The sequence below is a fragment of the Taibaiella sp. KBW10 genome (assembly GCF_003852495.1).
Classification (GTDB): Bacteria; Bacteroidota; Bacteroidia; order Chitinophagales; family Chitinophagaceae; genus Edaphocola.
Genome location: NZ_QAJI01000005.1, coordinates 1 through 19,580, shown reverse-complemented (window position 1 = coordinate 19,580; position 19,580 = coordinate 1). Strand labels below are relative to the sequence as shown.

Sequence of the window (19,580 nt, the reverse complement as noted above, 5' to 3'; positions counted from 1 at the left end):
TGAAACTCTAATTAAACTAAGTGATTGACTATCAGGTATTCCGCGATTTGAACGGCATTGGTTGCGGCACCTTTTCGAAGATTATCCGCTACAATCCAGCAATTTAAGGTATTAGGGAAGGAATGATCTCTCCTGATTCTACCTACAAAAACTTCGTCTTTTCCGCAGGCATGTATCGGCATGGGATAGCTATTTTGCTGAACATCGTCTAATAATGTTATTCCGGGTGCCTGTTCTAAGGTCGTTTTGACCCTGTCCAACTCAAAATCTTTTTCAAAAGTAATGTTCACACTTTCACTATGGCCACCCATAACAGGTACCCTTACAGCGGTAGCCGTTACCTGAATTTGGTCATCACCCATGATCTTTTGTGTTTCAAGGATCATCTTGATCTCTTCTTTTGTATAGCCATTATCCATAAACACGTCAATGTGCGGGATTACATTAAGGTCTATCTGGTGTGGGTAAAATGTTTTATCATGTGTGCCAGCGCGCTCTGCCTCGAGATGATCAACCCCTTTCTGGCCACTTCCCGTTACGGATTGATAAGTGCTTACGACTACTCTTTTGATATGGTATAATTGATGTAAAGGTTGTAATACCATTACCATCTGTATCGTGGAGCAGTTGGGATTGGCAATGATTTTGTCTTCTTTTGTTAAGACATGCCCGTTCACCTCTGGCACCACCAGTTTTTTATCAGGATCCATCCGCCAGGCAGAAGAATTGTCAATCACAAAACAATTTACTGCAGCAAACTTTTCGGCCCATGCTAAAGAAGTGCTGCCCCCCGCCGAAAACAAAGCGATATCTGGTTGCAGCGCCAAACCTTCCGCTAAGGTTACTACGGGATATTCTTTGCCTTTAAAGCTGATGAGCTTACCCTTAGACTTATCTGAAGCAATTGGAATCAATGTACTTATGGGAAAATTGCGCTCAGCTAAGATCTGGAGCATCGTACTGCCTACTAATCCTGTGGCACCGACAACAGCTACTTTCATAAAATGGTATTGTGTATTTAGAAGATGTAATAATGATTATGCTTCGGGTGAGGCTATGGGCAATTCAATGGTAAACGTACTGCCTTTTCCAACCGCGCTTTCTACTTTTATTTTACCCTTATGGGAATCTACGATGGCTTTTACATAACTCAGTCCCAAACCGAACCCTTTGATATTGTGTAAGTTACCTGTATGTGCCCGGTAGAATTTTTCAAAGATGTGTATTTGCGTTTCCTTACTCATCCCAATACCATTGTCTTTTATTTTGATGATGATATTTTGCTTGCTATTCTGAGTGGACACTTCAATTTTGACCTGTTCAGCCGAATATTTTACGGCATTGTCCATAAGGTTATAAATGATGTTTGAAAAATGGACTTCATCTGCCAGAATATAGGTTTCGGTTGCCAAAAGATTAGTCGTTAATAACCCATTTTTCTGTTGTACCTGAATAGAAAAGCTCTCTGCCATTTTTTCTATGACATCATGTACATTGGTTGGTTGAAGATTCAGTTTCAGATCATCTTTGTCAATTTGTGCCGCCTGTAAGATCTTTTCTACCTGCTTATTCATCCGTTTATTTTCGGATTTAATAATTCCGGAATAATAATTTAATAATTCCGGGTTGTTGCGCACCTTATCCATCGAAAGCGCATCAGAGGCCAGCGAAATCGTCGCCAAAGGCGTTTTGAATTCGTGGGTCATATTGTTAATGAAGTCAGATTTTATTTCCGCAATCTTTTTCTGATTGAACATGGTTCGGATCGTAAGCGCAAAGGCCGCAATAATGATAATAGTGAATAGGGCAGAGGCGCCAAACATCCATGCAGTACGCTGAGAAATATAGTTTTTAGGCTCCTGAATATACAAGACCAGTCCGTAACTGCCATCCAGTGTTAACGTTGCCTGATACGCATTATCAAACATATCCCTCCGGAAGCTTTTGGAGTTATTCTCCACCATTCCCCTTAACGTGATACAGTATTCGAAAGGGAGCTTTATTTTTTCTTCGTTGAGGTGGGTTTGGATAATGCCCCGGATTTCTTCTTCCGGCAGGGCACTAATCCCCGACCAAAGAAAATTGTCTGAATTAAGATCGGTAATCCGAATGAAATTAGGATTAAGGCCTCTGATCATCGCAAGCCGGTTGCGCAAATCATGGCGTGTTTTATTGATTACATTTTCGACCTCAAAGCTGTATTTGATTTTCTGCACCTCCATGGTTGTTTTTACCCAGTTTAACTGAATAAACATGAGGCCAAACAGAGACAGGCAGATTAATACGATAATAACGGGAAATACTTTTTTCATATTTGTTTGTAAGCAAAGCACCTTAACAGTAGTGCAAAAGCAAAGTTAATCTTCAAAATTGCAAAAAAGACTAATTTCACTGGTTTATATTTCATTTAACGAAATACCTGTTATCGAGCTTTTGCCGCTTTTAAATTGTATCCTTTATGACCAATCAATTGATTCACGAATCCAGCCCCTATTTACTGCAGCATGCACACAACCCCGTACACTGGTATCCCTGGTGTGACGCGGCTTTCGAGCGCGCAGAGAAAGAACATAAGCCAGTCCTGGTGAGCATTGGTTACTCTGCCTGCCACTGGTGCCATGTGATGGAAAAAGAAAGCTTTGAAGATATAAATGTTGCGGCATATATGAATGAAAATTTTATTTGTATTAAGGTCGATAGAGAAGAAAGGCCAGATGTCGATCATTTGTATATGGATGCGCTTCAGGTTCTGAGTGGTCAGGGCGGCTGGCCTTTAAATATGTTTGTTACGCCCGGGCGAAAACCCTTTTACGGGGGCACTTATTTTCCACCACAAAGGGCTTATCAGCGTGCTTCCTGGATGGAAGTGCTGGAAGCCATACACCTCACCTGGACCCAAAAACCGGAAGATATTGTCCACCAGTCCGATCAATTAGTGGCACATCTACATCAGCTTAGCCTTACCGAATCGGTACAGGAAGGGCTCGGGGAAGAACCGGAGTACGATAAAATGGTGTTGGATAACATTATGGCCCAGGCAGATAGGGCATGGGGAGGCTTTGGCGCTGCACCTAAATTTCCACAAACCATGACGATCCAGTTTTTGCTAGAGCATTATTATTTCACAGATAGTGAGCAGGCGCTTAAACAGGCATTAGTAAGTATCGATGGGCTGTTGAACGGGGGCATTTATGATCAATTGGGGGGTGGTTTGGCCAGGTATGCGACGGATAATGAGTGGTTAGTACCCCATTTTGAAAAGATGTTGTACGATAATGCGCTGTTTGTACAAGTATTATCCGATGCATATAAAATAACCAAAGAAGAACGCTATAAAAAAGCAATAGCGGCTACCCTCGATTTCTGTATTAATGAATTGTCTCAAAACCAATCTGGCATAGGATTTTATGCGGCTTTGGATGCCGATTCCGAGGGAGAAGAAGGCAAGTATTATACCTGGGATTATGCTGAAATAAAAGCGGTTATTCCGGAGCTGCATCCTGCATTATTGGAATACTGGGATATCACGCCAGAAGGCAACTGGGAAGGCGTGACCATTCTGAATAAAAATAACATATCCACCTCCTTTTTAGAGCGCCATCATTTGACGTCTGATGCCTGGGAAATAATTTTAGAAGATGCCCGCCAGCACTTGCTGCAGCGAAGACAACAGAGAGTCCGGCCACTTTTAGATCATAAGATATTGCTTTCCTGGAATGCACTGCTATGCACTGCCCTTGTCAAAGCCGCGTCGGCATTGGATTGCAGCCGGTATTTACAACTGGCAAAAGAAAATATCGCATGGATGCTGGACACTTTTTTGAACGACGGAAAATTATACAGAAGCTATGATGGAGAAAAAGTAAAATTTGCTGCCAGCCTGGAAGATTATGCCTATCTCATAAAAGCAATTTTGGTGTACAGCAGTGCAGGTATTGACCATGCCTATCTTAGCATTGCTAAAGAGCTGTATGCCAATGTGGTCGATCATTTCGGCGATGAGCAGCAATTATTTTTCTATTTCAGTCATCAAGACCAAAAAGACATCATCGTAAGGAAAATTGAAACCTACGATGGCGCCTTACCATCTGTAAACGCAGTAATGGCGGAAAATAGTATTATATTGGCAAAATGGTATGAGGATGAAGAGATGGAGCACCGGGGTGCTTCAATGCTTCAGGCCATGCAGGCAAAGGCGATGCGCTATCCAACCTCTTTTGCTTATTGGGCGGCTTGTATACAGCGTTATGCCCGCTTTAATACCCTAAGCGTACTGGGCACATCTGTATCGGGCGACATAGCGCCTTTTCAAACGGGATTCCATCCTCATGTGGTGTTGATGGCAACAAATAAGCCGGAGGAGTTTCCGGTATTTCAGGGAAAAGGTTTAAACGAAGAGACACAGTTTTACCTGTGTACGAAATACGCCTGTTTACCCTCCGAGAAAAACCCCGGAAATATTTTATCAAAAATAAAACAAAAATAAAAGTGAAAAAATTGTTGGAATAGTTTATAAAATATCTTTATTTAGCCAACCGTTTCCTGCTGAATGTATGTACAAACAGTATTTTTTTGGAAAAAAAAAGGGATACGCTTGTTTATTTAAAAAACTTTTTAAATATTGTGCTGTGATTTTTTAGAAAATATTTGATTTCTAAACTTTTTTATAGATATTTGGAAATTAAATTTGGTTAAAAAACTTGTAAAAAATCGTTAAAGTCCTTTATTGTAAAGTGTTTGACTATTTAGACAAGCTCAGATTATAAAAGGTTTGAATCATAAATTTTAATATTTTGCTAAAATAACTTTAGTAGAAAACTTAAAAATAAAGAAGCAATAACAAAGAAAATTACAAACAGATGAGAAAACAATCCTTGAGTATTGCCGTTGTCGCTATGTTGTTCGCTAGTTGCGGAAAACCTGGTTCGCAAGGTCAGGTTGTGGGTGATTACAACACGAACCCCAGCTACAGACCACCTACACCAGTAGGGATGGTATGGGTACCTGCAGGTTATTTAAGAACTGGCTACAGCGATCAGGATGTTCAAAATGCATTAGATGCTGAAGTGCGTAACGTACAGGTGCAAGGTTTCTATATGGATGCTACTGAGATTACTAATGCAGAGTATCGTCAATTTACAAATTGGGTTAGAGATTCTATCGCACATACACAACTGCAGCACTTTGTTGATAACGAAGATGGTTCACAACGTATTGACTGGAAGCAGAAGATCAATTGGAAAGATGCTGATGTACAAGACCAATTAATGAACTTGTATATTCCTGCAGAACAATCCGGTTGGGGCAAAAAAGAATTCGATAATACGAAATTGGTGTACAATTTTAGCTATTTCGATTATGAAGAATCTGTGAAAAGTACAGGAAAACCAAGAACGGATTTCGTTGTAAAGAAAAGTATAGGTGCTTATCCTGATACTTCGGTTTGGATAAAACAATTTAACTATTCTAATAACGAGCCGATCGCGTTGCAGTACAACTGGTCTCCTACTTTTAACGAATATCCTGTTGTAGGTGTAACCTGGTTCCAGGCAAGTGCATTTGCTCATTGGAGAACACAATTGTGGAAAGCAGACAGAGAAAACCGTAAATTATACTTCGAAGGTAATTTCGCTTTGCCTAGTGAAACACAATGGGAGTGGGCTGCAAGAGGCGGACGCCAATTGTCTCCTTATCCTTGGGGCGGACCATATGTTGCGAATCAAAAAGGATGTTACTTAGCAAACTTTAAACCCGGTCGTGGTGATTATGCTGCCGATGGTGGTTTATACACGACAAGAGCAGACGCTTATTGGGCAAATGATTACGGTTTGTTCAACATGTCCGGAAACGTAGCAGAGTGGACGAGCACCACGTATACTGTAAGCGCTTACGATCGCAATTTCTTATCAGATATGAATCCTGATATCAATATCAAAATCAAAGACTCTGATCCAACTTGGTTACGTAGAAAAGTTGTGAAAGGTGGTAGCTGGAGAGATCCTGCTCCGTTCTTACAGATTCAAAATCGTGATTATGAATTTGCAGATACGGCTAAAGCTTATATCGGATTCAGAAATATCTATGTACGTACGGCAGAGGCTATTGGGATTGCAGAACCTGCAAGTGGTACTAGAAAATAATTTTAAAAATAATTTACTAATAATAAACAACAACTCAAAATAATGAATTCAATCGTCTTATTTTTTGAAACAAAGAAAGGTAAATATATAAAAAACTTAATTATCGGTTTAGGTGCTGCGGTAGTACTTGTTGGGGCATTATTCAAGTTGGAGCACTTACCAGGTGCGAGCACGATGCTTACAATCGGTCTTTTGACAGAAGCATTCCTGTTCTTATTATTAGGTTTATTACCCCCTCATAAAGATTATTATTGGGAGCGTTACTATCCTAGCCTGGATGAGAACCCAGTAGTAGAAGGGTATAAAAAAGGAATTAAATTTATCCCTCCTACACAACCTTTGGGTGCGGGTAGCGGTGGTGGTATGTCAGGCGCAACAGCTGCAATGGATAAAATGTTAGAAGAAGCAGAATTGAAACCAGATTATTTCAAAAGCTTAAAAACAAACTTCGATAAGTTTGGTACTACTGTAAGCCAGATGAAAGACATCACAGATGTAACTGCTGCAACAGGAGAATTTAGCCAAAGCGCACGTGAAGCGGCAACTTCTTTAGGTCAAATGAAAGATACGTTTGCCGGAGCTGTAGGAACAATGCAATCTTTCAACAATGCTGCTGAAGATACTCAGAAATTCCACTCACAAGTACAAACATTATCTAAAAACTTGGGTTCTTTAAATCAAATTTATGAAGTTGAGTTGCAAGATGCTAATAACCACCTGAAAGCGATGAATAAGTTTTATGGTACATTAGCTTCTGCCTCTGAATCAATGTCTTCCACTGCACAAGATGCAGAAGCGGTAAAAGGACAAATTGCTTCATTGAACAAAAACTTAACCTCATTGAACAATATCTACGGCAACATGTTGTCTGCGATGCAAGGCCGTTAATCCTGCCTGAGAATTGTTTAACATTTATTAATTTAATTCTTCATTAAATAAAAAAAGAATAAAAGAATGTCAATACCTAAGGAGCCCCGGCAGTTAATGATCAACCTTATGTATTTGGTGTTAACAGCGATGTTGGCATTGAATATTACTAAGGAGGTGTTGGATGCATTTAGTACGATCAATACGAGTATTGAGAATTCTAATGCAGGTATAGCCGACAAAAACAGTAGATTATATAAAGCATTTGAACATATTGCAGATAAAATGCCCGATTTGAAACCGAGGGCGGACTCATTATACAAAAAAGCTTTGCAAGTAAAAGAGGAGTCTGATAAGATGAGCTCAAGACTTGAACAATGGAAATCTGATATCGTAGCGAAAGCTGGTGGTTGGGTTCAGGAAAGTAACGGTGGCCGTAAAGTTAAATTTATGGATGATATCGATATCCCTTCCCGCATGTTTATCGAAGAGAAAAACGGAGACAAAGTAAAATCTGAATTAGAAGCTTATATTAATAGCATTTTGGCTAAAGGATCTAATGCAGAAACTAAAGAAGAACTGAAAAAATTAATTCCATTGAAATTGGGTGAAATGTCTAAAACAGATATGAATCCTAGCGGAGACTGGTCTTTTGGTACCTTCCATAACATCCCTGTAATTGCAGCAATCACTTTGTTCTCTAAATGGCAAAGCGATGTGAAAAATACAGAGAGTGTAATGATTGAGACGCTGATGAGCCAGGTAGGAAATGAAGATTTTGACCCTACTGTAATTAAATTTGACGGTTTGATGGCAGTAGCCGTTCCAAACACAAGTTACGCATTGGCCGGAGATGAGATCACTGCAAATGTTACCATGGCTGCCTATAATAAAGCTGCTATGCCAACGGTAACTTCTAATGTAGGAGCAGTAACAGTGAAAGATGGTGTCGGTACTGTGAAGTTCAGAGCATCCGGAACTGGAGTACAAACAGTTAGAGGTACCATTACCGTAAAAGCAAAAGGTGCTTCAGGAAGAGTTGAAACACAACCTTGGTCCTTTAATGTTACAGTAGGTTCTGCTGGTGCTTCTCTTCAACTGGATTACATGAATGTAATGTATATCGGTGTAGACAACCCGGTTACTTTATCCGCTTCTGGTTATAACATTGATGATGTGACCTGGAGTATGCCTGGTGCAACAATTACTAAAGTAGGAAACGGACAGTATAATGTAACAGTAACCACGCCAAATTATAAAGGAGTTGAATACACGATTTCTGCCAAAAATAAGGCTGGTCAGGTTGTTAAAGTAGGTGGTGGTTTGATTCGTATTAAATCTATCCCGACACCGAATGTTAAAATGGGTAGTATTGATGGTTCTGGTACTATGGCAGCAGGTGAATTCAAAGTACAAAAAGGCTTGGCCGCTATTTTAGAGGGATTTGATTTTAAATTCCAATATTTGGTAACAAGATATAAAGTACTGCGCATTTCAAAAGGTAATGATGTAGCGGAAAATGCGGATGGAACAGGTCCTTTGTTTGAAAACTCCCCTGCGGTAAAAGCCTTATTAAATAAAGCAAAACCCGGAGATCGTTATATCTTTGAACAAATTTATGTTAAAGGTACAGGTAACCCTGAAAGACCGGCTAAGGGAGCGATCAATGTCTTAATACGATAGTATAATTTAATTTAATTATGATAAATTTTAGGGAAATGAACATCCTAGCGAAATATTCTACAGTTATAGCAGGTCTTTTAATGGTTAACACTGCTTTGGCACAAAATCCCTTAAATGCGGATAGAGCCAATAGCCAGGCACCCAAAAAAGAATATGTAAATCAAGAATGGCAGCCTTCATTAGTACCAGATGGTATGATTGACCGGGTAAACCACGAGAACAAAGCTTTACAATGGCATAATATACGTGAAATTGATGTGGCCTTTAAACGCCGCGTTTGGAAACGTATCGATGTAAAAGAAAAGCAAAACATGCCTTTCGTTTATGAAGGTGATGAATATACGGGTGGTGGTGCTTTTGTTGAGATTTTGATTGACGGAATCCACAGAGGTAAAATCAAGGCTTATTCTGACGATAAATTTACACGTGCAATGTCTGTAGAAGACGTAGATAAGCAACTGATGTCGGAAAAGACGGTTATGGTAACCGATCCTATAACGGGAGAGCAAACCATGGAAACGTCTAAAGGTAACTTTAATCCTTTGGATGTAACGACCTACGGTGTTCAGGAAGATTGGATTTTTGATCGTAATGCTGGTCGTATGATACCAAGAGTACGCGCAATTACACCTATGTTATCACAATATAACGATGACGGTACTTTTAGAAACTTAGTTCCTTTATTTACTGTATACTATCCTGATGCAAGAGATGTATTAGCACAATATGAGATTTATAATCCGGAAAATGACGTACGTCGTATGACTTGGACAGATTATATTGATCGCAGTTATTATTCTGCTTATATCATTAAAACAAGTCACAACAATCCAGAAAATGCTAATTTCAAAGGTGGTTTTGATGGCTTGATTCAAGGTCAGAAAGCAATGGAAGATATCATTTCTAAAGAAATGGATATGTGGGAATTATAATCCACAAAATAATATAAAGAAAGCGGTCCAGCATATGCTGGACCGCTTTCTTTATTAGGCATTAGTTAATGATCAATACTTGGTTCATTGCAATAGGAAAGGGGTGGAAAATACATTTTCCACCCCTTTTTATTTATCTAAAACCTTTATTATGCGGTTTTAAGCTGTTCTCTGATCTTTACTTCGATCTCTTCCGCAAACTCCGAATTATCTTGTAAGAAGGTCTTTACAGCATCTCTTCCCTGGCCAATTTTGTTCTCGCCATAGCTGAACCAAGAGCCGCTTTTAGTAAGGATATTGAGCTCAACACCCAGATCAATCAGTTCCCCGATTTTGCTGATGCCTTCACCATACATAATATCAAATTCTGCTATTCTGAAAGGTGGTGCCACTTTATTTTTAACCACTTTTACTTTAGTACGGTTACCCAAGACCACATCGCCATCTTTGATTTGCGTAGATCTACGGATGTCCAAACGAATGGAAGCATAGAATTTAAGGGCATTACCACCGGTTGTTGTTTCCGGGCTACCAAACATAACCCCGATTTTTTCGCGCAGTTGGTTAATGAAGATACAGGTACAATTTGTACGCGAAATTGCCGCCGTAAGCTTACGCATGGCCTGACTCATTAAACGTGCCTGTAAGCCCATTTTGCTTTCTCCCATTTCTCCTTCCAGCTCACCCTTGGGTACCAAGGCTGCTACGGAATCAATAACCACCACATCTAATGCACCGGAAAGAATAAGGCGCTCTGCAATCTCCAAAGCTTGCTCTCCATAATCCGGTTGTGAAATCAAAAGCTCATCTACGTTTACCCCTAATTTACGGGCATATCCGGCGTCAAAAGCATGTTCCGCATCTATAATAGCACAAATACCACCGGCCTTTTGGGCTTCTGCAATTGTGTGTATGGCAATAGTTGTTTTACCAGAAGATTCCGGACCATATACTTCGATGATCCTGCCTTTAGGTAAACCACCAACGCCTAAAGCAATGTCTAATCCTAAGGAGCCGGTTGAGATTACTTCCATCTCAGATTGGCTTTTTTCGCCCAGTTTCATCACAGAACCCTTTCCAAAATCTTTATCAATCTTGTCCAGCGTCATCTTGAGCGCTTTCAGTTTTTCGTCTGACATATTTTAATATTTTATAAAACAAAGATACATTTCCCCTTCAAAATTTTTTGTAGAAGTTGTTCACAATATTATATGATTAAAAAATAAAATAAGAAATGCCGCCTTGTAATAAAGCGGCATTTCTGTACACATTGTTATCTTTTAATCATCATTCCCATCGCTGGTCGCAGCCTTGCCATGTTCCTTGATGTTTTGGGCAAATTCTTTTGCGGGTTTAAACGCTGGAATCAAGTGTTCCGGGATTTCAACGGCGACATTCTTTTTAATGTTTCTGCCAATTTTTGCGGCGCGCTTTTTCACAATAAAGCTGCCAAAGCCTCTGATAAATACCGCTTCTCCATCTGTAAGCGATGTTTTTACTTCTTTAAAGAAGGTTTCTAATGTGACGAGAACATCCACTTTGGGGATGCCGGTCTTATCAGCAATTTTTGCTACCATGTCTGCTTTTCTCATAAGGTAAGTAGTACAATTGTTAAAGAGTGAATAAAAAAAATAAACATAAAAATATTTTGACATGTAATATGACGATTAGGTCGGAAAGTCATATACAAAGACAAAAATAGCAAAATATGTAATGCTAACGCGCTCATTAATGTTAATATCTTCGTTAATCAGGTTAATCAATGTTAATCAGTTCGTTAATCAACATTTTATTAGGAATTAAAGGGGGATTGCAGGCTATTACTTGATTTCCTGACACAATTCTATTAATACACTATTGGTCGTTTTGGGATGAAGGAAGCAAACTAGTTTGTTATCGGCTCCTTTTTTAGGCTGTTCATTCAGTAGTTGAAAGCCCTCATTTTTGAGCCGGGCCATCTCGCTTAAAATATCAGGAACTTCAAAGGCAATATGATGGATACCTTCTCCTTTTTTGTCGATATACTTGGCAATGGTTCCTTCTGCTGTAGTAGAGGCCACCAGTTCTATTTTTGTTTCTCCGGTTTGGAAAAAAGCAGTCTCTACCTGCTCACTGGTTACCGCTTCCGTTTTGTAACTTTTTACATTGAGTAATTTTTCAAATAGCGTAATGGAGGCCTGCAGGTCTTTAACTGCAATGCCAATATGTTCAACGTTTTTAAACATAAATGGAAATTATAAATAATACAAATTGTGAAATCAATAAAGGTGATATAAACCAAAACACAAAACTAAAGTAAAGCACTTACTTTTGTAGATATTTATCAAAATGAAATTCCGGCGTGATTTATCTGGATTATAATGCAACAACACCTTGTGCACCGGAAGTAGTGGCGGCTATGCTGCCCTATTTTACCCATAAATTTGGTAATCCAGCCAGCCGCACGCATGCAATGGGATGGCAGGCAGATGAAGCAGTACAAATAGCGAAGCGTCAAGTGGCGGCCTTGATTGGAGCAGCAGAGCAGGAATTAATTTTCACCTCAGGTGCTACAGAAAGTTGTAACCTTGCACTGAAAGGTGTTTTTGAAGTGATGAAGGGTTTTGGTAATCATATCATCACTTGCCGTACAGAGCATAAGGCCGTATTGGATACCTGTACACATTTGGAACAATCAGGCGCGCGAATTACATACTTGGAGGTCAATAGGGAAGGGCATATCGATTTGGAGGCTTTAGAAGAAGCCTTTACACCGGATACGATTTTGATTGCCCTGATGTATGCCAACAATGAAACGGGTGTTTTACATCCGGTAAAAGAGATTGGAATGATCGCTAAAAAGCATAAAGTATATTTCTTTTGCGATGCGACACAGGCGATTGGTAAAGTTGCCGTGAATGTGGAGGAAGATGGCATTGATCTGCTGGCTTTAAGTGCGCATAAATTCTACGGACCCAAAGGGATTGGTGTTTTATATACCCGCAGGCGCTCCCCAAGGGTACAGCTGATCGCCCAAATGGATGGTGGCGGGCACCAAAATGGGTTTAGAAGCGGCACCTTAAATGTACCGGCGATTGTAGGATTAGGAAAGGCGGCAGCTTTGAGTCAGGAAAACAGAATAAACCTGATACCAAAGATCGGAGCAATTAGAGATGCGGTAGCACAGCAGTTGTTGCAGCTGGAAGGAGCAGTAGAGAACGGCGATGTACATCACCGTCTGCCCCATGTACTCAACATTGCTTTTGAAGGGATAAAGGCTGAACGATTAGTGAGTATATTAAATAATGAAATTGCTTTTTCCGTGGGTTCGGCTTGTACGTCGGCGCAGCAGAAGTCCTCGCATGTGTTGGAAGGGATGCATTTGCCTCCTTCAGTGATCGAGGGTTCGATACGCCTCAGCTTCGGGCAATATAATACCATGGAAGAAGCGGAAATAGTGGCCGGAAAAATAACGCAGGCCGTAAATCAATTAAAAATTAAGTCATAAAATGATCTATATAACCGATAAAGCAGTAGACAGGGTACACCAAATTCAGAAAGATGAGCAGCTTGCAGCAGACTTTTTTGTACGCGTAAGTGTTGTGGGCGGAGGCTGCTCCGGGCTATCTTATAAACTGGATTTTGATAATCAGCCACAATCCGGTGACCAGGTATTTGTCGATAAAGGCATTACCTTGGTAACTGATATTAAAAGCTTCCTGTATCTCTGCGATACCACGCTTGACTACTCGGACGGATTGGATGGTAAAGGATTTCATTTTGTCAACCCTAATGCAAGCCGTACCTGTGCTTGCGGCGAAAGTTTTGCGGTATAAAAAATAAGCCTTTATTTTAAAACTTTATCCAACCGAAAGCCTTAATTTTGTGCCCTGATAATAGAAATATTTATTGAAATTGGGTATCGTAGTGCAAATCACAGAACAAGACAAAAAGGCGCGGCCGTCTAAATTAAAAGACTATTTACAACTTACGAAAGCGAAGTTGAGCATAATGGTCGTATACTCCAGTATTATAGGCTATTTACTGGCACCCCATGCCGGGTTTACCTGGCATACAGCCGTGCTTATGGCGATTGGGAGTAGCCTGATCACCATAAGCGCCAATATCATCAACCAAATATTAGAACGGGAAAGTGATAAATTTATGCACCGTACCCAAAACCGGCCCTTGCCTGATGGCAGAATGAAAGCACCGGAAGCCTGGGTTTTGGTGATCATATTTGGGGTTTTAGGGGTCGCTATTATTTGCTATTTCTTTAACTTCCTCGCGGGTATGTTAGGCCTGTTATCCTTATTATTATATGGATTTGCCTACACACCGATGAAAAAAATACATCCGATTTCTACATTTATAGGGGCTATACCCGGTGCTTTTCCACCACTTATCGGATGGGTAGCAGCTACAGGGTCCTTATCCGGAATTGAAAATTTCGGGGGATGGTCTTTATTCCTTATTCAATTTTTCTGGCAGTTTCCACACTTTTGGGCAATCGCCTGGGTGGGTTATGATGATTATTTAAGAGCAGGCATTCGTATGTTACCCAGCCATGCAGGTAAAACCAAATATACCGGGCTGCAGTGCATGTATTATAGCCTCACCATGATTCCTTTGGGTATGATTCCCTATGCCATTCATTTGAGCGGCACCTTATCTATGTGGGTCGCCATTATCTTTGGGATCATTTACTTTGCAGCTTCTTATATGTTTTACCGCAGAAGCGATAATTCGAGTGCCAAAGGATTGATGTACACTTCATTCTTGTACATCCCCGTTGTATTTCTTGCCTTTCTTTACGATAAATTATAATTTAAATTTTAGCCATAATGGAAACAGTAAAAGATCCGGTTGTTCCGGTACATATACCTGCACCAACCAGAAAAATTCATCCTCAGAAATTTGCGATGTGGTTTGCGCTGGGCAGCATCCTGCTGATGTTTGCGGGATTTACCAGTGGTTATCTGGTGCGTCGCGGACAAGGGATGTGGGAGCAATTTGAAATGCCTCAGATATTTGCCGTATCTACCATCGTGATCCTGTTGAGTAGCCTTACCTACTTTTTGGGTTTGAAGGCCTACAAGAAGCAAGCCTTTAGCCGGTATAACTTATTGATGATCCTGACGCTGATTTTAGGTATTGCCTTTATGGTATTGCAATATTTAGGATTTAAGCAGATGTATGCACATAACATCAGAATTAATGGCAATGTGAGCAATTCCTTTTTCTATGTGATTGCAGGAGCGCACTTGGTGCACATCCTTGGCGGGATTATTGCCCTTATTGTGGTGTTGCTTAAGAACCGCTTTTTTAATAAAGGAAAAAGTCCTGTTGGCCTGGAAATCCTGGGTGCTTACTGGCACTTTATCGATATCTTATGGCTATATCTGTACGTATTCTTGCTGATGTACCGCTAGTACAGGTATGAGGACCAATTACAATAAAAAATATTTTAACAAAAATACAAGAAAAGTGAATTTCTATTACTAAATTGCACCCAATTTAAAGTAAATTAGCTTAGAAGTATTCCTATAAAATTGTTTTTACAAAATTATGACACACGCAACAACAAATGCTAAATCCCCTTCTGTATGGGGTGGAGGACAGTCGCCGTTTAAGTTGAGCTATGGTAAAATGATGATGTGGTTTTTCCTGTTGTCTGATGCCTTGACTTTCAGTGGTTTGCTGGTTTCTATGGGTTCCAACAGATTCATGCACAAAATATGGCCTGATCCGAACCATGTATTCCATTCTGTACCTTTCTTTGAAGGTTGGAATGCCCCTTTGGTGTTTGTAAGTTTTATGACTTTCGTCCTGATCGTATCTTCTGTAACCATGGTGCTTGCAGTACATGCCGGTCACGCTAATAATAAAGCGGGCGTAATCAAATGGATGCTTTGGACTATTATTGGTGGGGTAATCTTCTTGTCTTGTCAGGCTTGGGAGTGGACGCACTTATACCATTCAGGTGCCTGGTGGGATTCTTATAATGATTTGGCTAAAACGCCGGTTAGTTCTTTTGAACACCTCTTTAATACGCATAAGCCTTATGTGGCCGATGCTTTAGCGAAGACGCCGGAAGTTGCGCTAAGCGCCACTCATGAATTCTATAACTACTTCTTTACCATTACCGGTTTCCACGGGATGCACGTAACTTCGGGTGTGATCATCAACATCATTATCCTATTGAATGTGGTGAACAATACCTACGAAAACAGAGGTCACTATGAAATGATCGAGAAAGTAGGTTTGTATTGGCACTTTGTAGATTTAGTTTGGGTATTCGTATTTACCTTCTTCTATTTGTTGTAATAGAAAAATGGGTAACAGCAATTATATTTAAGATTCATTATCAATCATAAAATTATGTCTCATCATCATTCAGACGCACACGATTTAACTCACTTATACGAATTAGATCAATCGAAATTATATTCAGACGTATTAGCACATCATGAGGATCTGAATTCTCCTGAAAGTAAGGCTAAAGTAAAGAAGATCTGGAAAGTAACCGGTATCCTTACTTTGATTACCATTATCGAAGTTGCAGTGGGTTTAGGTTTGTATTTCTCTAACCCGAGCATTCATCATATTTTTGTTATTACCTTCTTTGTAGCCCTTACGATGTTAAAGGCCTATTACATTGTAAAGGTGTTCATGCACTTAGGTGATGAAACTAGAACGTTTGCAAAATTTGTACTTTTCCCAATGATGTTGGTCTTCTGGATGGCTACGGTATTCCTGGTAGATTCTACGTATCACCTGGGCATCAACGAAACCTTTGGCCATACGATTAAAGCACTTGTTGGCGGCCATTAATCTTTTAAACATATAATCTGATGTCTTCAAAAAAGTCAAAAGGATTTATAATAGGAATAGCGGTGGCAGTTTTGCTTCCGCTTTCTTTTTTCCTATACTATAATAAATCCGTTTCTAATGCGCTCAACATTCCTCGATTCTATAGACCGGATCGGGTAGATAGCCATATCGTGAAAGGGGAAATGCAATATGATACCGTATTTCACACCCTGAAAGACCTTAACCTGACTAATCAGTTAGGCCAGCAAGTAAGCCTTAACAAGGATTTGAAGGGAAAAATATTGGTCATCAATTTTTTCTTTTCTAAATGTCCTACTGTATGTCCTGCATTAACACAAAACATTAAAGGAGTCGTAAAGGCATTTGATAAAAAGAGTACAGACCTCGTGCAGTTTGTCAGTATCTCTGTAGATCCTAATGATAGTGTTCCGGTATTGCGGCAGTATGCCAATAAATATACCACATCACATGATCGCTGGTGGTTCCTGACAGGTAATAAGGATGCTATATTCGATTATGCGAAGAATGAATTGGGCCTGAAACTGGATGCCGAAACACCGGATGAATTCATTCATTCCCAACAGGTTGTTTTAGTAGATACTTTCAGGAATATAAGAGGGTATTATGATGGTATGGATGCGCGTGCGCTTGCAAAAATAGCAGATGGCGTGATTCTTCTGGATTTGGAAAAACGTAAAAACAAAAAATAGAATGCAACCTTTAATTAAGAAGAACGACAAAAGAGCGAGATTCTGGATCATCCTGGTCTCCATAATTATTTTTGGAGCAGTAGTATTGCTGGATAGTAAAGCGTTAAAAGTACCTTATCCTTTTAGCTTTAATGTACATCAGTTTGCCTTGGCCAATGCCATCATCAACTCTTTGGTCTCTGTTTGTCTTGTGGTAGCACTTATTGCTATCAAACAACGCAATATAAAGCTACATAAGAATACAATCTTACTGGCCATCGTATTATCCGTTTTATTCCTGTTATCCTATATATCCCATCATCTATGGGCAGGAGATACTAAATATGGGGGAACAGGTGTGATCAGAGGCATTTATTATTTCATCCTCATTACTCATATCATACTGGCAGCGGTTATTTTGCCTTTTATTCTTTTTACCGCTTATCGGGGACTTATCGCCGAAAATGAACGGCATCGTAAGATTGCAAAATACACCTGGCCCTTGTGGTTCTATGTTTCTGTAACCGGTGTGGTCGTTTATCTTATGATTTCTCCATATTATACATAATTTGCTTTTTTTTTATAATATTTTTTCCGAATTTTCAGTTTTAGAAAAAGAAATCATTCGGATCTATCATTTAGCAGAAAGCATAACGTATTATGGAAACAGATATCAGACCTTGGGGACAATATTGGGTATTAGAAGACGCCGCAACGCATAAAGTGAAACGCATTGAAGTAAAACCCAAAGGCCGCTTAAGTTACCAGTATCATCATCATCGCTCAGAAATATGGACGATTATTGAGGGAGAGGCGACGATTACCCTTGATGGCGAAGTATATACCTTAGGGCCAAGTGAAGTATTCAGGGTGCCTCAAGGAGCAAAACACCGATTGGAAAATAAACAGGATACGCCCTTGACCATTATTGAGATCCAATACGGAACTTATTTTGGAGAGGATGACATCATCCGTTTAGATGACGACTATCAAAGAATTTAACAGCTAAAATATAAATAAAAGCCACGCTATATCAGCGTGGCTTTTTATATACAGGCTTCGTGCCTTAAAGAAGAAGTACGCTCTTTATAGCGGACATTATTGCCTGCTCAGCACGATACCCTTTATGTGTTTGCACCCTTATTGTTGTGGGGCATAACATTAAGGGGTAAATCAGTACACACGTTGGCCTGGCCAATCACTCGCCCATTTTACTCCTTAAGGAATAATATTTATTTTAAAATCTACCACCTGCCCTTCTGCGAAACTACTGCAAGGGCCTACATTTTGATTGACACTTAAGGTCATCCTTGCCCGTACATTAGATGCGGTCATGTTGGGGATGGCTATGGATTGTATTTGTCCAGCTGATGCATAAGAAACACCGCCTCCCATTGTATTTGGTGGGGTTGAGCTGCTGCTGGTCAGGCTGCCACTGCTTACACGCTCGTAGCTATCAAATACCCCGTTATTATCAAAGTCGATCCATATGTTCAGATAAAGTATGTATGGTGGTATTGTGTTAGTGTGTGCCTGGTAATATATTCCGAAATCATTGGTGATCACCGTGTTTTTAGGCACATTAACCGGGGTGGCTATAAATACATAGGGGCTGCCGGTGCTTGGTGCGCTAATAGACCCGTTAGGGGTGATCCATGATGGAGACATGCCTATATAACCATTGTTCAATCTTAAATACTGTAAGGTGAGGTAACTATGTGTTGTCGTACTGCTGGAGGAGCAATAAGTGCTGCTTAAAGTGGTGAAAGAAGCATCTACCGGTCTACCCACACATCCTGAGGTATTATTATTGATATAAACACTTACTTTATAATTGTTTCCCGGAGCGAGATTGGGCATATTATAAGTCGTTGTCCCACTCACCTGTAAAGATACAGATGCGGAAGGATTGCTTAAATTCTGGATGTCAATGACGAAGATACAGTTCCTCGATTGATTAAAAGTCGGAACCCAGGTGACCGTTGCGCTTGTCGTGGTTATATTGCTAATCGATACAGAGGATACGGGAACACATCTACAGTCGACTATTCCAATTTGTGCAGATAAAAAAGAGGTGCTTGCAAGTGCAAAAAGAAAGGTTAGGTAAAGCCATCTTTTCATAAAATAAAATTTTAAAAGTGAACGATTTGATAAATATATTAAATATTAACAACATTGTGATATAATTAATCCACTTCTTCATTTGTCTTTATGCGTATGCACATACCTTTCCTTACATAAAAATACCCGGAACATAGTGCTCCGGGTATGGTGGGGGAATGCAAGGTGCATTCCCTTAATGCATAGGTTATTCTTTTATAAGCTTTACTGTTTTTGTGCTGTTGTTATCTGTAATCTTTACGGTATAGATACCTATAGGCAGTGTACTGATATCGATAGTCGCCTGTGTAGCGGAAAGAGCTTTCTGTAACAATAACCGGCCATCGAGGCTGTAA

At 39.9% G+C, this 19,580-nt stretch carries 21 protein-coding genes; 14 read left to right on the top strand and 7 right to left on the bottom strand.

The window, feature by feature from the left end:
- Positions 1 to 11: 11 nt before the first annotated feature.
- Together DBR32_RS10660 and DBR32_RS10655 are read right to left on the bottom strand one after the other, a co-directional pair.
- Positions 12 to 1,001, bottom strand: coding sequence for an aspartate-semialdehyde dehydrogenase (locus tag DBR32_RS10660; RefSeq protein WP_124636323.1), 990 nt, complete (start codon positions 999 to 1,001; stop codon positions 12 to 14).
- A gap of 36 nt (positions 1,002 to 1,037) precedes the next feature.
- A complete protein-coding gene (locus DBR32_RS10655) occupies positions 1,038 to 2,312 on the bottom strand; it encodes a sensor histidine kinase KdpD (RefSeq protein WP_124636322.1) in 1,275 nt (424 codons plus the stop codon).
- A 146-nt stretch (positions 2,313 to 2,458) separates the two neighbouring features.
- Between DBR32_RS10655 and DBR32_RS10650 the strand changes: the two genes are divergently transcribed.
- From DBR32_RS10650 to gldN, 5 genes are all read left to right on the top strand, one after another.
- Positions 2,459 to 4,486 (top strand): thioredoxin domain-containing protein, encoded by a 2,028-nt coding sequence (locus DBR32_RS10650; RefSeq protein WP_124636321.1) that lies wholly within the window; start codon positions 2,459 to 2,461, stop codon positions 4,484 to 4,486.
- Between the two features lie 373 nt (positions 4,487 to 4,859).
- Positions 4,860 to 6,140 (top strand): SUMF1/EgtB/PvdO family nonheme iron enzyme, encoded by a 1,281-nt coding sequence (locus DBR32_RS10645; protein ID WP_124636320.1) that lies wholly within the window; start codon positions 4,860 to 4,862, stop codon positions 6,138 to 6,140.
- Positions 6,141 to 6,182: 42 nt separating this feature from the next.
- Positions 6,183 to 7,028: a gliding motility protein GldL gene (gene gldL, locus DBR32_RS10640; protein WP_124636319.1), complete on the top strand. Its 846-nt coding sequence runs from the start codon at positions 6,183 to 6,185 to the stop codon at positions 7,026 to 7,028.
- A 66-nt stretch (positions 7,029 to 7,094) separates the two neighbouring features.
- Entirely contained in the window at positions 7,095 to 8,690 is a 1,596-nt protein-coding gene (gene gldM, locus DBR32_RS10635; RefSeq protein WP_124636318.1) for a gliding motility protein GldM, read from the top strand.
- Between the two features lie 35 nt (positions 8,691 to 8,725).
- Positions 8,726 to 9,622, top strand: a complete 897-nt coding sequence (gene gldN, locus DBR32_RS10630; RefSeq protein ID WP_158605957.1) for a gliding motility protein GldN — start codon at positions 8,726 to 8,728, stop codon at positions 9,620 to 9,622.
- Positions 9,623 to 9,771: 149 nt separating this feature from the next.
- Here the strand turns inward: gldN and recA are convergent, their stop codons facing one another.
- The 3 genes from recA to mce all read right to left on the bottom strand — a co-directional run bounded on the left by recA (position 9,772) and on the right by mce (position 11,847).
- Positions 9,772 to 10,761, bottom strand: a complete 990-nt coding sequence (gene recA, locus DBR32_RS10625) for a recombinase RecA (RefSeq protein WP_124636316.1) — start codon at positions 10,759 to 10,761, stop codon at positions 9,772 to 9,774.
- A gap of 141 nt (positions 10,762 to 10,902) precedes the next feature.
- Complete coding sequence (locus DBR32_RS10620) at positions 10,903 to 11,214, bottom strand: HU family DNA-binding protein (RefSeq protein WP_124636315.1); 312 nt, start codon at positions 11,212 to 11,214, stop codon at positions 10,903 to 10,905.
- Between the two features lie 228 nt (positions 11,215 to 11,442).
- Positions 11,443 to 11,847, bottom strand: coding sequence for a methylmalonyl-CoA epimerase (gene mce / locus DBR32_RS10615; RefSeq protein ID WP_124636314.1), 405 nt, complete (start codon positions 11,845 to 11,847; stop codon positions 11,443 to 11,445).
- Positions 11,848 to 11,963: 116 nt separating this feature from the next.
- On the opposite strand from mce, the gene DBR32_RS10610 reads away from it, so the two are divergent.
- From DBR32_RS10610 to DBR32_RS10570, 9 genes are all read left to right on the top strand, one after another.
- A complete protein-coding gene (locus DBR32_RS10610; protein ID WP_124636313.1) occupies positions 11,964 to 13,109 on the top strand; it encodes a cysteine desulfurase family protein in 1,146 nt (381 codons plus the stop codon).
- Between the two features lies 1 nt (position 13,110).
- Positions 13,111 to 13,437 (top strand): iron-sulfur cluster assembly accessory protein, encoded by a 327-nt coding sequence (locus tag DBR32_RS10605; RefSeq protein ID WP_124636312.1) that lies wholly within the window; start codon positions 13,111 to 13,113, stop codon positions 13,435 to 13,437.
- 79 nt (positions 13,438 to 13,516) lie between these two features.
- Positions 13,517 to 14,428 (top strand): heme o synthase, encoded by a 912-nt coding sequence (gene cyoE, locus DBR32_RS10600; RefSeq protein ID WP_199724464.1) that lies wholly within the window; start codon positions 13,517 to 13,519, stop codon positions 14,426 to 14,428.
- Between the two features lie 17 nt (positions 14,429 to 14,445).
- The gene (locus tag DBR32_RS10595) at positions 14,446 to 15,033 is read left to right on the top strand and encodes a cytochrome c oxidase subunit 3 (protein WP_124636311.1); all 588 of its coding nucleotides are present in this window, start codon (positions 14,446 to 14,448) and stop codon (positions 15,031 to 15,033) included.
- 136 nt (positions 15,034 to 15,169) lie between these two features.
- Positions 15,170 to 15,928 (top strand): cytochrome c oxidase subunit 3, encoded by a 759-nt coding sequence (locus DBR32_RS10590; protein WP_124636310.1) that lies wholly within the window; start codon positions 15,170 to 15,172, stop codon positions 15,926 to 15,928.
- A 54-nt stretch (positions 15,929 to 15,982) separates the two neighbouring features.
- Positions 15,983 to 16,435 carry a cytochrome C oxidase subunit IV family protein gene (locus tag DBR32_RS10585; protein WP_124636309.1) on the top strand — a complete coding sequence of 151 codons (453 nt, stop codon included), beginning with the start codon at positions 15,983 to 15,985 and terminating at the stop codon, positions 16,433 to 16,435.
- 20 nt (positions 16,436 to 16,455) lie between these two features.
- Complete coding sequence (locus tag DBR32_RS10580; protein WP_124636308.1) at positions 16,456 to 17,145, top strand: SCO family protein; 690 nt, start codon at positions 16,456 to 16,458, stop codon at positions 17,143 to 17,145.
- A 1-nt stretch (position 17,146) separates the two neighbouring features.
- Positions 17,147 to 17,692, top strand: a complete 546-nt coding sequence (locus tag DBR32_RS10575; RefSeq protein ID WP_124636307.1) for a DUF420 domain-containing protein — start codon at positions 17,147 to 17,149, stop codon at positions 17,690 to 17,692.
- Between the two features lie 92 nt (positions 17,693 to 17,784).
- On the top strand, positions 17,785 to 18,126 hold the full coding sequence (locus tag DBR32_RS10570; protein WP_124636306.1) for a phosphomannose isomerase type II C-terminal cupin domain: 342 nt from the start codon (positions 17,785 to 17,787) through the stop codon (positions 18,124 to 18,126).
- A gap of 216 nt (positions 18,127 to 18,342) precedes the next feature.
- Here the strand turns inward: DBR32_RS10570 and DBR32_RS10565 are convergent, their stop codons facing one another.
- Together DBR32_RS10565 and DBR32_RS15850 are read right to left on the bottom strand one after the other, a co-directional pair.
- Positions 18,343 to 19,245, bottom strand: a complete 903-nt coding sequence (locus DBR32_RS10565; RefSeq protein ID WP_124636305.1) for a fibronectin type III domain-containing protein — start codon at positions 19,243 to 19,245, stop codon at positions 18,343 to 18,345.
- Positions 19,246 to 19,432: 187 nt separating this feature from the next.
- The coding region (locus DBR32_RS15850) for a T9SS type A sorting domain-containing protein (protein ID WP_148089215.1) at positions 19,433 to 19,580 on the bottom strand (148 nt) is incomplete at its 5' end.